We start from the raw sequence: 14,672 nt of genomic DNA, 5'->3' as shown, positions 1-14,672 counted from the left end.
GTGTGCGGTCGGTGTTGTTCGGTGCGGAGTTGTGGGGTGGCACGGGGCGGGCAATGTCGCACCGGTTGGCGGATCTCGCACGGTGCGGATCTGGCGCGGCGGCGGGGCAGCGTGGTGGGCACGGTGCGGGGTTGGTCGGTGTGTGCGGTCGGTGTTGTTCGGTGTGTGCGGTCGGTGTTGTTCGGTGCGGAGTTGTGGGGTGGCACGGGGCGGGCAATCTCGCACGGGTTGGCGGATCTCGCACGGTGCGGATCTGGCACGGCAGCGGGGCAGCGGGGCAGCGCGGCGGCGGGCAGCGCGGCGGCGGGCGAACAGCGGGGGAGCCGGCAGGCGGCGGGTCAGGTCAGCAGGGAACGGATGTCGTCGGCGGTCAGGTCGTCGGCGAACAGCGCGTCGTCGTCGATCATCGTGGCGAACAGCTCGGCCTTGCGGGCGGCGAGGGCGAGGACCTTCTCCTCGATGGTGTCCTCGGCGATGAACCGCTGGACGCTCACCGACCGGGTCTGGCCGATGCGGTGCGTCCGGTCGACGGCCTGGGACTCGGCGGCGGGGTTCCACCACGGGTCGAGCACGAACACGGTGTCCGCCTCGGTCAGGGTGAGTCCGAAGCCGCCGGCCTTCAACGAGATGAGGAACGCCGGGGCTGTGCCCTGCCGGAAGCGTTCGATGACCTCGGGACGCTTGCGGGTGGAGCCGTCGAGGTACTCGTAGCCGATGCCGCGGGCGTCGAGGGCGTCGGACACCATCCGCAGGAACGAGGTGAACTGGCTGAACACCAGGGCGCGTCGCCCCTCTGCCGCGAGCTGTTCGAGTTCGTCGAGCAGCAGGTCGAGCTTGGCCGAGGGGATCGGGGCCGAGCCGGACGTGACGTCAGAGTCCGCCGACGCCGACCCGGACGCTCCGACGGACACCAGCGCCGGCGACAGCGCGAGCATCCGCAGCAGCGTCAGCGACCGGAACACGATCATCCGGTTCTTGGAAAGGTCGTCGATCAGGTCGAGGACCTTCAGCCGCTCCCGGTTGAGCGTGCGTTCGTACAGCGCACGGTGCGCGGGGTCGAGCGTGACCCGGACCACTTGTTCTTGCTTCGGGGGCAGGTCGGACGCGACGGCTTCCTTCGTGCGCCGGAGCATGAGCGGCCGGATCCGTCGACGCAGCCGCCCGGTGAGCTCCTGGCGGGCTTCGCCCCGGAGCTCGGGCGAGGCGAGGGGCTTCACGTAGTCGTCGCCGAACCGGGTCCAGGTCGACAGCAGCCCGGGCGCGACGATGTGGAACAGTGCCCACAGGTCGGTCAGCCCGTTCTCGAGCGGGGTGCCGGTGATCGCGAACTTCACCGGTGCCTGCAGCTCCGAGGCGACGCGGTGGGTCTGCGACTGTGGGTTCTTCACGAACTGGGCCTCGTCGAGCACCAGCGCCGACCACGGCAGGTCGGTCCAGGCCTGGGCATCGAGCCGGAGCAGCGCGTAGGACGTGACGACGACGTCCGACGCGGCGGCGGTCCGTGCGACGAGCCCCGGGTCCTTCAGCGACGTCGAGGTCACCGTCGCGACCCGCAGCGACGGCACGAACTTCGCCGCCTCGGCCGCCCAGTTGCCCACCACCGAGGTCGGTGCGACGACCAGGAACGGGGGAGCGTCGGGCTCCGCGGCACGACGGGCGGCCACCATCGCGAGCACCTGCAGCGTCTTGCCGAGACCCATGTCGTCGGCGAGCACCCCGCCGATGCCGTGCGTCACCAGGAACGACAGCCACGCGTACCCGGCGTGCTGGTAGGGCCGCAGGTCGGCGTGCACGGTGTCCGGCACGGGGACGTCACCCGGGGGAGTCGCCCCGAGCAGCCCCGCGGTGATCGCCTGCCAGCGTTCGTCGTGCGAGGTCTCGTCGGCCAGCAGGTCGAACTCGGTCCACAGCCCGGCGTGCAGCGGCGTCACGGCGATCGGCTGGTCGGGCTCCCACTCGTCCAGGTCGCGGGCCTCGTCGATGAGTTCCTTGAGCCGGTCGAACGCGGGGTCGGCCAGGGACAGGTACGAGTTGTCGACGAGCTTCAGGCGCCGCTGCCGACCCGCGAGCGCGGTGAGCAGCGGCGTGAACGGGATCTGCTTGCCGTTGACGCTGACGATGATGCCGAGGTCGAACCAGTCGTGCTTGTCCGACGGCATCGTCGTGACGCGGATGTGCGGTCGCCCGCTCAGCCGCTCGTAGTCGAGCCGCTCGCCCTGCACGACGGTGCGGACGCCGAGCGACGGCAGCTCCGGCAGGAACTCGTTCGCGAACACCGCGACGTCGGCGCCGTCGATGGTGCCGTCCTGGAACCAGTCCAGTCCGCCACCGGGTCCGGCAGTGCGGACGGGAGGCCCGGCCCGCGTCGCGTCGTCGGCTGCCGTCGTCGCCGTGGCCGGCTCCACCGCCGCGGCCGGGTCCGAGACGGGAGTTTCGTCGGTGCCGGCCGGATCGTCGGCGGCACGGAGCCCGGACAGGTCGGGGAGCGGACCGTGCAGGGACACCGGGTCCTTCCGGCCGTCGACGTGCCAGCGCCAGTGCAGGTGCACGCGGTCGTCGGTGCGCGGCGCCCGGGCCGGCTCGAAGGTCGCGGTGAGCACGAGTTCGGGCGGGGTGCGCTCGGGCAGCTCCACCGAGCCGTCCGAGCTGACCAGCCCGAGGGCACCGCGCAACCGGGGCGACCAGTCCGCCAGGAACTCGTCGACCTCGGCCGTCGGCACGGTGATGCGGGTGCCCTCGACGAGCATGCGGCGCTGGTCCTCGGGCACCGGCGCGGGGGTCGGGGCGACGGCGACCGTGAACTCCGGGCTCTCGCGGAACACGTAGACGCCGTGGTCGCCGATCATCCGCGCCGCACTGGGCACCACTGGTCGGCCGTCGAGCACCGCACTCGCGCCGATCACCACGGCGTCGTCGTGCCGGCCGACGTCGAGCAGCACCTGGGCCTGCGTGCCGAGCACCGCGCCGCCCTCGCGCTTGCCGGTGACGAACGCGATGTCGAGCGTCGCGGCCTGCTGCAGGAGCGGCCAGAGCAGGGGACTCCGGAAGTCGTCGAGGTGCAGCCAGTCGCTCTCACCCGGCAACCCGGCGAGCTGCCCGGCACGGTGCAGGGCGGCGAGCTGCAGGAACCAGGCGTGCTGCTCGGCACCGACGCCGAGCCGGTTCTGCGAGTAGGGGAGCGTGCCCCAGGTCAGCTGCCCACGCACCCAGTTGCCGGCGTCGCTTCGGGTCACCGGGCGGACGCCGAGCCGCACGCTGCGGGACGCCGTCGGCAGCGCACGGCCCGCGGCACGGGCTCGCGAGGCGAGCTTGGCGGGGACCGCGTCACGCAACTCGAACTGCAGCCCCATCCGCGTGCCCTGCGGGGTGGGCGCCTGCTCGTCGTCACCGGCGAGGCGGGCGAGGTCGTGCCTCCAGTCAGAGGGCGGCGGAGCCGGCGCGTCCGGACGTGGGCCGGCGTTCGCGGCGAGGGCGCGGGCGTTGATGGTGAGGAGTGCAGCCGCGACGTGCTTGCAGTCGCCGCCGAGCGGGCAGCTGCAGCTGCTGCGGACCGGGCGGACGAAGTCGCCGCGCGCCGGGGTGGTGTCGACGCGCAGTTCGTACGGGTCGTCGGCGGTGCCGGACACGACCGCGGTGACCGTGCCGTCGTCGTCGTGCCAGGTGGCGTCGTCGACCAGTCCGGCGCGGACGACGTCGCGTGCACGGCCGAAGGTCTGCGGCCCGACGAATCGGATGACGTCGACGGCGTCGATCATCGGGGCTGCTGGCACGGGTCCATCGTGCCAGTCGCCACCGACGATCCGCGCCGCCACCCTGGGCGCCCCACATCGGGCAGGGCTACCGTCGACACCGGAGCGCGACGACTGCGGTCCACGGAACCGATTGGAAACGCATGCCGGACCGACTGCGGTGGGTACGCGACTCAGCCGACCACTGGAACGGGTGGCTCGGCTCGGAAGTCGTGTGCGACATCACCCGGACCGACACGTACACGGTCGATTCACCGGACCACTCGTTGACCGGCGGGCACTCGTCGTTCGAGAGCGCCGCCGCCCAGGTGCACGGTTGGGTGCGCTGGACCGGCCGTTAGGCCACGGAACGCAACCTGGTTGTAGGACCACCCGCCGCTCCTTAGCGTGAGGGGGCAGGTCGGCACCACCGCACGTGATCACACCGCTCTGCTTCCAGGAGAGAGAGGTGGCCCCATGACCGACACGACCGAGTCGAAGTCGCCCGCTCCGGGCTCCGACCCCGCTGCGCGTCCCACGCCGCCGCGTTCACTCGTCGCCGTGGCCGGGCAGGACACCGACTCCGCCATCAGCTCACTCGCCGGCATGTACGCGGGAAAGGCCTGGTACTCCCGGGCCCTCGACCAGGACTACTGGTTCAAGTACGTCGGCGTCGGTGACGAACGGCTCAGCATCCGCCGTTCCCAGATGCACGGGTACCTGCGGGGCGACGTCGCCACCGAGGGCGAGGTCGTCGTGCAGTGGCTCGAACGCGGCGAAGCCCGCGTCGACGTCGGCCACGACGAGGTCCGCATGCAGCCCGGCGTCCCGACGATGTTCCCCGTCGAGCGCCGGTTCGAGATGGAGTACCAGGACTGGGACCAGCGCCTGGTGCACCTGCGCCGGGACCTGGTGCTCGACGTCGCTGCCGAGAACCACCTGGTCGACGGCACCGTGGCGTTCGACACGACCGCCGCCCCGGACCCGTCCGCCGTCGCACTCTGGCGCACCGCCGTGTCGGGTGCCCTCCACGCGTTGCGCGAGGAGGGCGAGGAGTCGCTCGCCTGGCACGAAGCGCAGCGCGACGTCGCCCGCGCCCTGTTCCGGATGTACCCGCTGCAGGCCGAGCGGTTCCCCTCCGGCTACGGCACCCGCAGCGACGGACGACTCCGTGCCGCGGTCGAGTTCATCCAGGCACACGCCCACGAGCCGCTGACCGTCGCCGACGTCGCACAGGCCGCGGGACTCAGCTCCGCGGGATCCAGGAGTCGTTCCAGCGGGCGTTCGAGCGCTCGCCGATGACGTACCTGCGCGAGGTGCGGCTCGGGCGCGTGCACGAGGAACTGCGGGTCCTCGAGCCGCACGCTACCTCGGTGGCGGACGTCGCGCGGCGCTGGGGCTTCGCGCACATGGGGCGGTTCGCGTCGGTGTACGCGGCCAGGTTCGGGGAGTACCCGCGGGAGACGTTGCGGCGCTGAGCGGCGTCGATCGTCGTCGACGACCCAGCCGTACACTGGCTCCACTCCGAGCCGGATCCGTCGATGTGCAGTTGCGGCTCGGCGCTGTCCGCACCCCTGTCACGAAGGTCTCGCCCATGGCATCCCGACCCACACGAACGACCAAGCAGTGGCTGCCGCTGACCGCCCTCGTGCTGGGGCTGATCGGCAGCGCGGCCGGTGCGCTCGCCGGGCAGCCGAACTCGTGGCTGTGGTTCGCAGCGGGCGTGGTGGTCGCCGTCGTCTGGGCCGTGCTGAGACGCCGACGGTCTCCGTCGCGGTAGCCGCGCAGGGGCTCGGGGTCAGCGCTTCGCCGGCTCGGCCAGCTTGCTGTGCTTCCGCGAGTACCCGAAGTACACACCGAGCCCGATCGCGAACCAGATCGCGAACCGCACCCACGTCTCCCACTGCAGGAACGTGACGAGCCACAGCGACGCGATGACGCCGATGATCGGGATGACGGGCATGAACGGCAGCCGGAACTGGCGGTCCAGGTCGGGCTGCCGGTAGCGCAGCACCACCACGGCCGAGCAGACCACGACGAACGCGAGCAGGATCCCGATGTTCGTGAGCTCCGCGACGACACCGATCGGCAGCACCCCGGCCAGGATCGCCGACGCGATGCCGAGGATCCAGGTCACCCGTGTCGGCACGTGCCGCTTCGGGTCGGTCTTCGCGAACCACTTCGGCATCAGACCGTCGCGGCTCATCGAGAACCAGACGCGCGAGGCACCGAGCATGAACGTCACCAGCACCGTGACGATGCCGACGATGGCACCGATCGCGATGACGTTGGCGACACCGCCGAGCCCGACCGACGCGAACGCCGACGAGAAGCCCGACGCCGGGTCGATGTCGGTGTACTTCTGCATCCCGGTGAGCACGAGCGTCGCCAGGACGTAGAGGACCATCGAGATGCCGAGGGACAGCAGGATCGCCTTCGGCATGTGCTTGCGGGCGTCGGTGGACTCCTCGGCCGCCGTGGACATGGCGTCGTAGCCGAACACGGCGAAGAACACGGTCGCGGCGCCGGTCATCACGCCGCCGAACCCGAACGGGAAGTACGGGGAGTAGTTCGCGCTGTTGATGTGGAACACCCCGAGCACGACGATGAGCACGACGAGCGCCACCTTGATGCCGACGGCGACGAACTCGAACCGGGCGGCGCTGCGGATGCCGCGGGTGAGCACGAACGCGGTGAGCAGGCACAGCGCGATCGCGAAGACGTCGATGACGTGGCCGTCACCGGTACCCGGTGCGCCGAGCATCCACGCAGGCAGGTCGATGCCGAACTGGCCGACCAGGAACCCGACGTAGCCGGAGATCCCGATCGCGACCACCGCCACGATCGCCGTGTACTCGAGCAGCAGGTCCCAGCCGATGAACCACCCGACGATCTCGCCGAGCACCGCGTAGCCGTACGTGTACGCACTGCCGGCCTTCGGGATGAGCCCGGCGAACTCGGCGTAGGACAGGGCGGCGGCGGCGCTCGCGACGCCGGCGACCAGGAAGCTGATCAGCACCGCGGGTCCGGCGACGCCGTTCGCGACGGTGCCGGCGAGGGTGAAGATGCCGGCGCCGATGATGCCGCCGATGCCGATCGCGGTGAGCTGCCACAGGCCGAGGTGCCGTTTCAGGCCGCCCTCGCCCCCGGCCTCGTCATCGATCGTCTCGATGGGCTTCCGTCGGAACAGGGTGCGTGTCGTCGTCGTCACCCGCCCATGGTGCACCCGGAGACGATTCCGCGCACGCACGCGGCTGCACCGCAGGCTCCGGGCGTACACCTGGAGCATGCGTCACCCGAAGAGGACCGAGCCCGGCCCCGGCCAGGAATCCGTCTGGGACTACCCCCGCCCACCCGCCGTCGAGCGGGTCACCGCCCGCGTCGTCGTCCGTCTGGGCGGCACGGTCGTCGCCGACACGACCGACGCCGTCCGCGTGCTCGAGACCTCGCACCCGCCGGTCTACTACCTGCCGATGTCCGATCTGGCCGAGGGCGCGCTCGTCAAGGCGTCGGGATCGAGCATGTGCGAGTTCAAGGGCCTGGCGCGCTACTTCGACGTCGTCGGCGGCGATGGCACGGTCGCGAGCCGTGCCGCCTGGAACTACCCGACACCGGTCCCCGGCTACGAGTCGCTGCGGGAACGCGTCGCCATCTACCCGTCGGCGATGGACTCGTGCGAGGTCGGCGGCGAACGCGTCCAGGCGCAGGACGGCGACTTCTACGGCGGCTGGATCACGGCGGACATCGTCGGCCCGTTCAAGGGCGCGCCCGGCACGCTCGGCTGGTGACCCGGCGTCGTCAGGTGGGGCGGCCCTGACCCGGACCGACCCGTTTCGTGGGCGGCGGGGCGGACCCGACCCGGGCCTCCCGGCCGGACCGCGTCAGCGGTTGGCGTACGGCGACCAGAACGGCGGCGGGAACGTGCCGCCGCTCACGATCACGAGTACCTGCCAGACGAGCATGACGAGTCCGGCGGTGCCGATGACGATGCCGATCCACGACCACACCTGCACGGCTCGGCGACGGCCGGCGATCCGGATCGCCCGCCAGCCGCTCAGCACGCAGACCAGCCCGAACACGGCAGCGAGCAGGACGTGGCGGATGGTGGACTGCGCGGGCACGATGATGCCCAGGTAGAACGCGACCGGTCCGAGCAACACCGCGAAGGTCGCCGGAGCTGCCGGCGGTTCGTGGTCCCGAGCGACTGCTCCCATGGACGGCATGGTAGCGAGTGAACCTCGCTTCGGGTACGTCCGGGTCGCGCAGCGCGGGCATCCGGCCGTGGGAACGGGCACCATGGAGGCATGCGTTCCTTCTTCCGCGTCCTGCTCGGCCTGGCCCTCGTCGTCGCGGGCACGAGCCACCTCACCTTCGCGCGCAAGGAGTTCACGGCGCAGGTGCCCGACTTCGTGCCGCTCGACGACGACACGACGGTGCTCGCGTCCGGGGTCGCGGAGATCACGCTCGGCTCGGCCCTGGTGCTCGCGCCGAAGTCGGCGCGTCGCTTCGTCGGCTCGGTCGCTGCCCTGTTCTTCACAGTGATCTTCCCCGGCAACCTGTCGCAGTGGGTCAACCGTCGCGACGCCTTCGGCCTGGACAGCGACGAGAAGCGCTTCGGTCGCCTGTTCGGCCAGCCCGTCCTCATCGCGCTCGCCCTCTGGTCGACGCGCGGCCGGCGCTCCTGATGGGCGCGCCCGCGCGGCAGACCGGGCCGGCCCCCGGCGTGGGCCCCGGGTCGGGTCCTGCGTCGGGTCCCGATCCGCTCGGGTCCGGCCCGGCGCGCTTCGGTCGGGAGGCCCGGCACCCCCTGGCAGGACGCGCTCGCGTCGCGGACGTGGTCGCCTCCACCGCCCTGCTCGTGGTGCTCACGGTGGGTGCGTTGGCAGCGGGGTGGGGGATCAAGCTCATGTCGCTGGCGTTCGTGTCGTGTGCGGCACCGGGCAACACCTGCAACGAGACGCTGGGTGACTCCGTGGTCGTCATGGGGCCGATCATCGTGGCGGTGGTGCTCGTCGCGACGATCGTGGTGTGCGTGCTGCGGCTCGTGCGCCGACGGTTGACCTGGCCGGTGGTGCTCGTCGGTATGGCAGCGATCGTCGCGGTGTTCTTCGCCTCGCTGTTGCTCGTCGACAGCTCGGTCACGCACGGCATCTGAGCGGTTCTTCCTCCACAGGCCGGGCTCGTCGAGCGTCTCTCCACAGAAGCTGGTCGTCGCCCCGGGGGTGGATGCTGGGCCGCCACGCTGGGGCCATGCCTGACACCGAGATGCTCGACCGCCTGACCCGTGAACCCGTCCGCACCGACGACGACGTCGTCGCACTCGTCGAAGCCGTCGTCGAACGCCCGCTGCGCCGGCAGTGCTGGGTGCTGTTCCTCGACGACCGTGGGATGTCGATCCCGTTCCTGCTGCCGATCGCCGACCTGCCGTACTCGCCGGACGAACACGTCGACGACTTCGCCGCCCTGATCGCCGACATCGTCGCGCAGCTCGGTGCCGCCGACGTCGTGCTCGCGTGGGAACGCCCCGGCGCCGATCGCCTCTACCCGGTGGACTGGGAGTGGGTCGACGCCTGCGCGTGCGCCCTCGACGAGCAGTCCGTCCGGCTCCGCGCGCAGGTCCTCGTGCACTCCGGTGGAGCGGCCATCGTCGAGTTCGACGAGGAAACGCAGGTGGTGGCCTCGTGACGGGTCAGCCCTGGGGAGCGGTGTCCGGCACGGTCTGGCCGGTGAGCTCCTCGACGATCACCTTCGCCTCGGGCCACGACTTCGCGTAGTGGTCCGGGTCCGAGTTGATCTGCACCGCGTGTGCCATCTGCGTCGGCGTCATCGTCTTCCAGCCCGGTACCTTCACGAGCTTCGTGTAGAACATCGTCGCGGCCGTGTACGGGTCCATCCGCTGCTCGTACGTGCCCCAGGCGCCGTTGTCGCGCTGCTGGAACAGTCCGCGGCTGTCCGGGCCGGCGGCGTCGCCGTGGTCCAGGTTGACCAGGCTCGACTCACCGATCGCGGTCATCACGCCGACGGCCTGCGTGTGCGGGCCGATCCCGAGTGCCTGGGCGGCTTCGATCACGTGCGCGGCGTTCACCAGGCGGTCCTGGCAGAAGCCGGCGACGGGTCCGGCCGGCACGACCATGCCGCCGATCGTCTTCGAAGCGACGGCCGGGCACGCGGGCTCCGGTGTCGCGGCGCTCGACTTGGCGACCCCGGCGAGCGAGTTGACCGCGATCACCACGAGGACGACCACGCCGATGCCGACCGCCACGATCCCGGCGCCGAACACCGAGGCCAGGGTGATGCCGACACGGCGCATGACGGGACCTCTCGACGGGCTGGGCGAGTGCTGGGCGGACGGAGCGGGAAGAGCAGCACGAGCGTACGGGCGCCTCCTGGGAAGCCTGCGGCGGCCCGCCGTGGTCGCACGATCGGGGTTGGGGTTGGGGTTGGGGTTGGGGTTCGGGTTCGCGGTTCGGAGTTCGGAGTCCGCGGTCCGCCGCCGGTTGCTCGCCGCGGGGAAGGTGCATCCCCAACAACGAGTGACGGTTCTGGTTCACGAAGCGCAGGGCTTCGTGAACCAGAACCGTCACGGTCATCCGTGCGCGGCGGTCAGCGGTCGCGTCGGCCGACCCCTCGACCCCGACCCCGAGCCCGACGCAGGTGCCAGCCTCCGGCGGACAGCGACAGCGCGGCGAGCACCGCGATGACGACGGTCCAGATGACGCTCGTCGCTTCCATCAGGCGTCGCGCTGGTCGTGCGGCGGGCGCTGCACCTTCGTCGGTTCCGTGACGAGTCCGGTCGGGGCCTTCTCGGCCTGCTTCCGTCCGTGGGTGAACCACGTCAGGACCCAGAGCAGCACCCCCAGGGCCAGCAGGGCGCCGGCGATCTGGTACTGCTGCGGGTCACGACCGGACGAGAACGGCATGACGAGCCACAGGCACGTGACGATGCCGATGATCGGGATGACCACACCGGCACGGAAGTGCTTGTGGTCGACCTTGTCGCGGCGCAGCACGAGCACGGTCACGTTGACGACGGCGAACACCGTCAGCAGCAACAACGAGGTGGTGCCACCGAGGACCACGACGATGGGGGAGTCGGGGTCGAGCGAGACCCACCCGATCAGCAGGAGCGAGATGAGCGTGGTGAAGACGATCGCGGTCGACGGGGTGCGACGGGCGGGGGAGATGCGGGACAGGAAGCCCGGCAGCACGCCCTGCTTGCTCATGCCGTAGAGCAGACGCGACGCCATCATCATGTTGATCAGGGCCGTGTTGGCGACGGCGAACATCGAGATGAACGGCAGCAGGTCGGCGATGGGGAAGTCCGGCGCCGCGGTCTGCACCACCGTCACCAGCGGCGTCTCGTTGCCGGCGAGCTCACCGATCGGCACCACGGCGACGGCGCAGATCGACACGAGCACGTAGATCACGGCGGTGATGCCGAGGCCGGTGAGCATGATCTTCGGGAAGATGCGCGAGGGGTCCTTCGTCTCCTCGGCCATGTTGACCGAGTCCTCGAACCCGACCATCGCGAAGAACGCCAACGACGTCGCGGTGCTGATCGACAGCAGCAGGGACTTGTCCTCCGGCGTCTCGAACATCACGACCCGCGAGAAGTCCGCGTTGCCGCCCGCGATCGCCCAGAACCCGATCAGGATCACCATGACGAGACCGGACAGCTCGACCAGCGTCAGCACGACGTTCGTCTTGACGCTCTCGCTCACCCCGCGGAAGTTGATGAACATCACCGCGAGCATGAAGCCCATCGCGATGAGCATCACCACGCCGTTCGGCAGTTCGATGCCGAACCCCGCGCCGAGGTTCGCCGCGAACGCCCGCGACGCGGTCGACGCCGACGTGATCCCGGAACACATCACGATGAACGTCACGATGAACGTGACGAAGTGGATGCCGAACGCCTTGTGCACGTAGAGCGCGGCGCCGGCGGTCTGCGGGTACTTCGTCACGAGCTCGAGGTACGAGAACGCCGTCAGCAGGGCGACCGCGAACGCGATGAGGAACGGGAGCCACGCTGCCCCACCGACCTCGGCCGCGACCTGGCCGGTGAGCGCGTAGACACCCGTACCGAGGATGTCGCCGACGATGAACAGCAGCAGGAGCTTGGGACCGATGACCCGGCGGAGCTCGTGCTGCTCCTGCTGTGGGCGGTCCGTCTTGGTGGTGGCCATGCGTCACCCTTGCGCGCGGAACACCTTGCTGTCCAGTCCCACAGGAAGGTTTCTCGCGATCGCAACACGGTCCCGCGGCGACGGATACGCTCCGGGCCATGGACCAGCAGTCGAACACCACCGAGGAGCCCATCGAGTTCGCGGACTTCAACGCGAAGCTCCTGGTGCTCGATGTCCTCTGCTACGACCTCGACGTCCTCGACCCCTACGACCCGGACGCCGAGGACGAGACCGACGAGGACCTCGACGTCGACGGGCAGGACGACCGGGCGCGCGAGTACTACGACGACCTCGACCTGCTGCCGTCGCACCTGTCGCTCGTCACGGAGATCACGGTGGACTCCGACCTCGAGGTCCTGCAGGACGTCCACCCCGGCTGGGACGGCTCGGACGACCGCTTCGACCCGCAGAACTGGGACGACCTGCTCGACCTGCCGGAGCTCCGCACCGTGTACGCCGCCGCACCGTTGCCCGCCCACGTCGCCGAGCGGCTGGCGACGAAGGGTGTCGAGGTCCGCTCCGCCTGAGCGGGACGCAACCGGCACCCGACCGGGACGGGCCGACGGCTAGCGGTCGAGCGCCCGCACCTGCTCGGTGAACTGCTTCGCGCCACCCTGCGCCGGGTGCCGCACGGCGACCGCCTCGATGCCGGCCAGCGCGAGCGCTCCCTGCGCCTTCCGACCGACGGCGACCACCCGGACCCGGTCCGCGCCGCCGAGGGCCTCCAGCAGCGCGAGCGCGACGGGCGCTCCCGAGCGGACCTCGGCGGGCCGGGGCGTGCGGTTCGTCAGCCGGTCCGGTGCCACGAACGGATGGTGCGGGAAGATCGCCCACGCGACGGGGAGCGCGCCGTGCCACCCCTCGAGTGCGGCGTGCACGACGCGGGACGACGCTTCCCACGGGGCGGTCGGGTCCGGCGGCACGAGGTACTCGGACCCGAGTTCACGCATGCTCGTGAACGGCACACCCGTGTTCGTCATGCCGCGCCACCCCGGGGCCTCGGCCACGAGCAGCGTGTCGGCACCCGGCCCGGACTGCTCCAGGTACCGCGTCAGGTTCGCCCGACGCAGCCGCCCCTCGGCCGATCCGACGTCGTAGAGCGCCTCGGCGTCGGACTCCACGGGCACGGCGTCGATCGCGGCCCAGAAGGCCGCGAACCGATCGCCCGTGTCCGGGGCACCCGACCTGCTCACGAGCGTCCGAGCACCCGGCGGTAGACGTCCTCGAGCCCCGCGGCCGACCGCTCCCAGCTGAGCCGCTCCGCGTGCTCCCGGCCCGCAGCAGCGAGCCCGGCGGCGTAGGGCGCATCCGTCAGGATCCGCTCGATCTCGTTCGCCCAGTCCTGCGGGTCGCGGGACTCGAGCACGACACCCGTCTCCCCGTCGACCACGGCCTCACGAAGGCCCCCGGCAGCGGCGGCCACGACCGGCACCCCGGAAGCGGACCCCTCGAGCGCGACGAGGCCGTACGTCTCGGAGTGGGACGGAACGAGCACGGCTGCCGCGCCACGGAACAGGAACGCCAGGTCGGCACGCGACTGCGGCCCGATGAAGGTGACGTGGTCGGCGATGCCACGCGCGTCGGCGAGCCGACGCAGTTCGTCCACGTAGTCGCCCGCCTCACTCGAGACGTCGCCCGCGATGACCAGGGTGGGGCGGGCCTCCAGGCTGATGTCGGCGATCGCCTCGATCGCCAGGTCCAGGCCCTTCAGCGGCTGCACGCGCGCCGCCGCGACCACGTAGGGCGAGGCGGCGCGGCGCGCACCGACGGCAGCGGGACGGAAGACGGAACCGTCGACCCCCGGCGGCACGATCCAGATGCGGGCGTCGTCGCCACCGAGCCGCGAGCGCACGGTCGACGCTTCGGCCTCGGACACCACGACGACGGCGTCGGACTCGCGGGCCAGCAGTTCTTCGCCCGCAATGCGACCGGCGGACTCGGGGCGCTCGCCCTCGGACAGCGGCGTCGCCGGGTCGGCAGCGATGGAGTGGAAGGACTGCACGTGGGGGATGCCGCGCTCGCGGGCGACGGGCAGCGCGGCCGCTCCGGAGAACCAGTGGTGCGAGTGCAGGACGTCGAACTGCCCGAGCTGCTCGAGCTCGTGGCGGAACGGCTCGATGAACGCGTCGTGCTCGCCCTTCGGCACCGGCTGGGCCGGTCCCGCGGACAGGAACCGCAGACACACGCCCGGCACCAGCGAGACCGAGTCCGGCTGCGTCGGGGCGGACCGGCGCGTGATGATGTCCACGTGGTGGCCCAGGTCGGCCAGCGCCTCGGCCTGGTGCCGGACGACGACGTTCATGCCGCCGACCTCGCCCGAACCGGGTTCGTCTCCGGGGGAGGTGTGCAGCGACACCAGCCCGATGTGCAGGGGTTCGGTCGTCGAGCTCACCGCTCAACCCTAGCCGCGCTGCCCCCGCTGCGACGGGCGTGCGGGCGCCACCACGACGGGCTGGCGGCCCGCCTCGTCTGGCGTGTCGGTGGGGAGGATCACCTCCCAGGATCTGCACGCGCTCGTCGCCGTGTCGCTCCCAGAACGACGCCGTCCACGCGCACAGCGCCCCGTCGAGCAGGTCCTCGCGGTGCTTGTGCGTCGGACCGTGCAGCACCGACGGATCGGCGAGCCGCTGCGTCAGCGGGTGCGAGTCGAGCAGCAGCGGTGGGTCGAGCGGGGTCTCGCGCAGCCGCCGGACCAGTTCGTCGAAGGCCTCGGCGCGAAGGGCACGAGCCTCGGCGGCAGGGATCCGCAGGTCGAGTC

At 71.2% G+C, this 14,672-nt stretch carries 16 protein-coding genes and 1 pseudogene; 9 read left to right on the top strand and 8 right to left on the bottom strand.

Annotation, left to right across the window (positions count from 1 at the left end; translation table 11 throughout):
• Nucleotides 1-338: 338 nt before the first annotated feature.
• Nucleotides 339-3,770, bottom strand: a complete 3,432-nt coding sequence (locus tag QRN30_RS12805; protein ID WP_284761178.1) for a DEAD/DEAH box helicase — start codon at nucleotides 3,768-3,770, stop codon at nucleotides 339-341.
• A 191-nt stretch (nucleotides 3,771-3,961) separates the two neighbouring features.
• Between QRN30_RS12805 and QRN30_RS12800 the strand changes: the two genes are divergently transcribed.
• From QRN30_RS12800 to QRN30_RS12785, 4 genes are all read left to right on the top strand, one after another.
• Nucleotides 3,962-4,090, top strand: a complete 129-nt coding sequence (locus QRN30_RS12800; RefSeq protein ID WP_258375068.1) for a hypothetical protein — start codon at nucleotides 3,962-3,964, stop codon at nucleotides 4,088-4,090.
• Nucleotides 4,091-4,205: 115 nt separating this feature from the next.
• Nucleotides 4,206-5,030 (top strand): AraC-like ligand-binding domain-containing protein, encoded by an 825-nt coding sequence (locus QRN30_RS12795; protein WP_284761177.1) that lies wholly within the window; start codon nucleotides 4,206-4,208, stop codon nucleotides 5,028-5,030.
• Nucleotides 5,027-5,206, top strand: coding sequence for a helix-turn-helix domain-containing protein (locus tag QRN30_RS12790; RefSeq protein ID WP_284761176.1), 180 nt, complete (start codon nucleotides 5,027-5,029; stop codon nucleotides 5,204-5,206). Before QRN30_RS12795 ends, QRN30_RS12790 begins: the two co-directional genes overlap by 4 nt.
• Before the next feature lie 116 nt (nucleotides 5,207-5,322).
• On the top strand, nucleotides 5,323-5,508 hold the full coding sequence (locus QRN30_RS12785) for a hypothetical protein (protein ID WP_056068179.1): 186 nt from the start codon (nucleotides 5,323-5,325) through the stop codon (nucleotides 5,506-5,508).
• A gap of 18 nt (nucleotides 5,509-5,526) precedes the next feature.
• On the opposite strand, the gene QRN30_RS12780 is transcribed toward QRN30_RS12785, so the two are convergent.
• A complete protein-coding gene (locus QRN30_RS12780) occupies nucleotides 5,527-6,939 on the bottom strand; it encodes an amino acid permease (RefSeq protein ID WP_017886540.1) in 1,413 nt (470 codons plus the stop codon).
• 76 nt (nucleotides 6,940-7,015) lie between these two features.
• On the opposite strand from QRN30_RS12780, the gene QRN30_RS12775 reads away from it, so the two are divergent.
• Nucleotides 7,016-7,516 carry a DUF427 domain-containing protein gene (locus QRN30_RS12775; protein WP_042537405.1) on the top strand — a complete coding sequence of 167 codons (501 nt, stop codon included), beginning with the start codon at nucleotides 7,016-7,018 and terminating at the stop codon, nucleotides 7,514-7,516.
• Between the two features lie 93 nt (nucleotides 7,517-7,609).
• Here the strand turns inward: QRN30_RS12775 and QRN30_RS12770 are convergent, their stop codons facing one another.
• Nucleotides 7,610-7,942 (bottom strand): hypothetical protein, encoded by a 333-nt coding sequence (locus QRN30_RS12770; RefSeq protein ID WP_017886542.1) that lies wholly within the window; start codon nucleotides 7,940-7,942, stop codon nucleotides 7,610-7,612.
• Nucleotides 7,943-8,032: 90 nt separating this feature from the next.
• On the opposite strand from QRN30_RS12770, the gene QRN30_RS12765 reads away from it, so the two are divergent.
• The 3 genes and pseudogenes from QRN30_RS12765 to QRN30_RS12755 all read left to right on the top strand — a co-directional run bounded on the left by QRN30_RS12765 (nucleotide 8,033) and on the right by QRN30_RS12755 (nucleotide 9,413).
• Nucleotides 8,033-8,413, top strand: a complete 381-nt coding sequence (locus QRN30_RS12765; protein WP_056068184.1) for a DoxX family protein — start codon at nucleotides 8,033-8,035, stop codon at nucleotides 8,411-8,413.
• A pseudogene (locus QRN30_RS12760) lies at nucleotides 8,383-8,883 on the top strand (DUF6264 family protein); the annotation flags it as partial. The gene QRN30_RS12765 and the pseudogene QRN30_RS12760, both read left to right, overlap by 31 nt.
• Nucleotides 8,884-8,978: 95 nt before the next feature.
• Nucleotides 8,979-9,413, top strand: a complete 435-nt coding sequence (locus QRN30_RS12755; protein WP_259575433.1) for a hypothetical protein — start codon at nucleotides 8,979-8,981, stop codon at nucleotides 9,411-9,413.
• 4 nt (nucleotides 9,414-9,417) lie between these two features.
• On the opposite strand, the gene QRN30_RS12750 is transcribed toward QRN30_RS12755, so the two are convergent.
• The 3 genes from QRN30_RS12750 to QRN30_RS12740 all read right to left on the bottom strand — a co-directional run bounded on the left by QRN30_RS12750 (nucleotide 9,418) and on the right by QRN30_RS12740 (nucleotide 11,914).
• Nucleotides 9,418-10,038: a hypothetical protein gene (locus QRN30_RS12750; protein ID WP_017886546.1), complete on the bottom strand. Its 621-nt coding sequence runs from the start codon at nucleotides 10,036-10,038 to the stop codon at nucleotides 9,418-9,420.
• A 293-nt stretch (nucleotides 10,039-10,331) separates the two neighbouring features.
• Complete coding sequence (locus QRN30_RS12745; RefSeq protein ID WP_263137313.1) at nucleotides 10,332-10,460, bottom strand: hypothetical protein; 129 nt, start codon at nucleotides 10,458-10,460, stop codon at nucleotides 10,332-10,334.
• Nucleotides 10,460-11,914, bottom strand: coding sequence for an APC family permease (locus tag QRN30_RS12740; RefSeq protein ID WP_017886548.1), 1,455 nt, complete (start codon nucleotides 11,912-11,914; stop codon nucleotides 10,460-10,462). The genes QRN30_RS12745 and QRN30_RS12740 overlap by 1 nt, the downstream gene beginning before the upstream one ends.
• A 98-nt stretch (nucleotides 11,915-12,012) precedes the next feature.
• Here QRN30_RS12740 and QRN30_RS12735 point away from each other — a divergent pair, with 98 nt between their 5' ends.
• Complete coding sequence (locus QRN30_RS12735; RefSeq protein WP_052481637.1) at nucleotides 12,013-12,441, top strand: DUF6892 domain-containing protein; 429 nt, start codon at nucleotides 12,013-12,015, stop codon at nucleotides 12,439-12,441.
• A 39-nt stretch (nucleotides 12,442-12,480) separates the two neighbouring features.
• Here QRN30_RS12735 and QRN30_RS12730 read toward each other — a convergent pair whose 3' ends face one another.
• Both QRN30_RS12730 and QRN30_RS12725 read right to left on the bottom strand, forming a co-directional pair.
• On the bottom strand, nucleotides 12,481-13,107 hold the full coding sequence (locus tag QRN30_RS12730; protein ID WP_214519840.1) for a uracil-DNA glycosylase: 627 nt from the start codon (nucleotides 13,105-13,107) through the stop codon (nucleotides 12,481-12,483).
• Nucleotides 13,104-14,306: a glycosyltransferase gene (locus tag QRN30_RS12725; protein WP_017886551.1), complete on the bottom strand. Its 1,203-nt coding sequence runs from the start codon at nucleotides 14,304-14,306 to the stop codon at nucleotides 13,104-13,106. The genes QRN30_RS12730 and QRN30_RS12725 overlap by 4 nt, the downstream gene beginning before the upstream one ends.
• Between the last annotated feature and the right edge of the window lie 366 nt (nucleotides 14,307-14,672).

It is taken from the genome of Curtobacterium sp. MEB011, assembly GCF_030209655.1.
Taxonomy (GTDB): domain Bacteria; phylum Actinomycetota; class Actinomycetes; order Actinomycetales; family Microbacteriaceae; genus Curtobacterium; species Curtobacterium poinsettiae.
The sequence above is the reverse complement of the archived record's forward strand: the minus strand, read 5'-3'. Positions and strand labels throughout refer to the sequence as shown.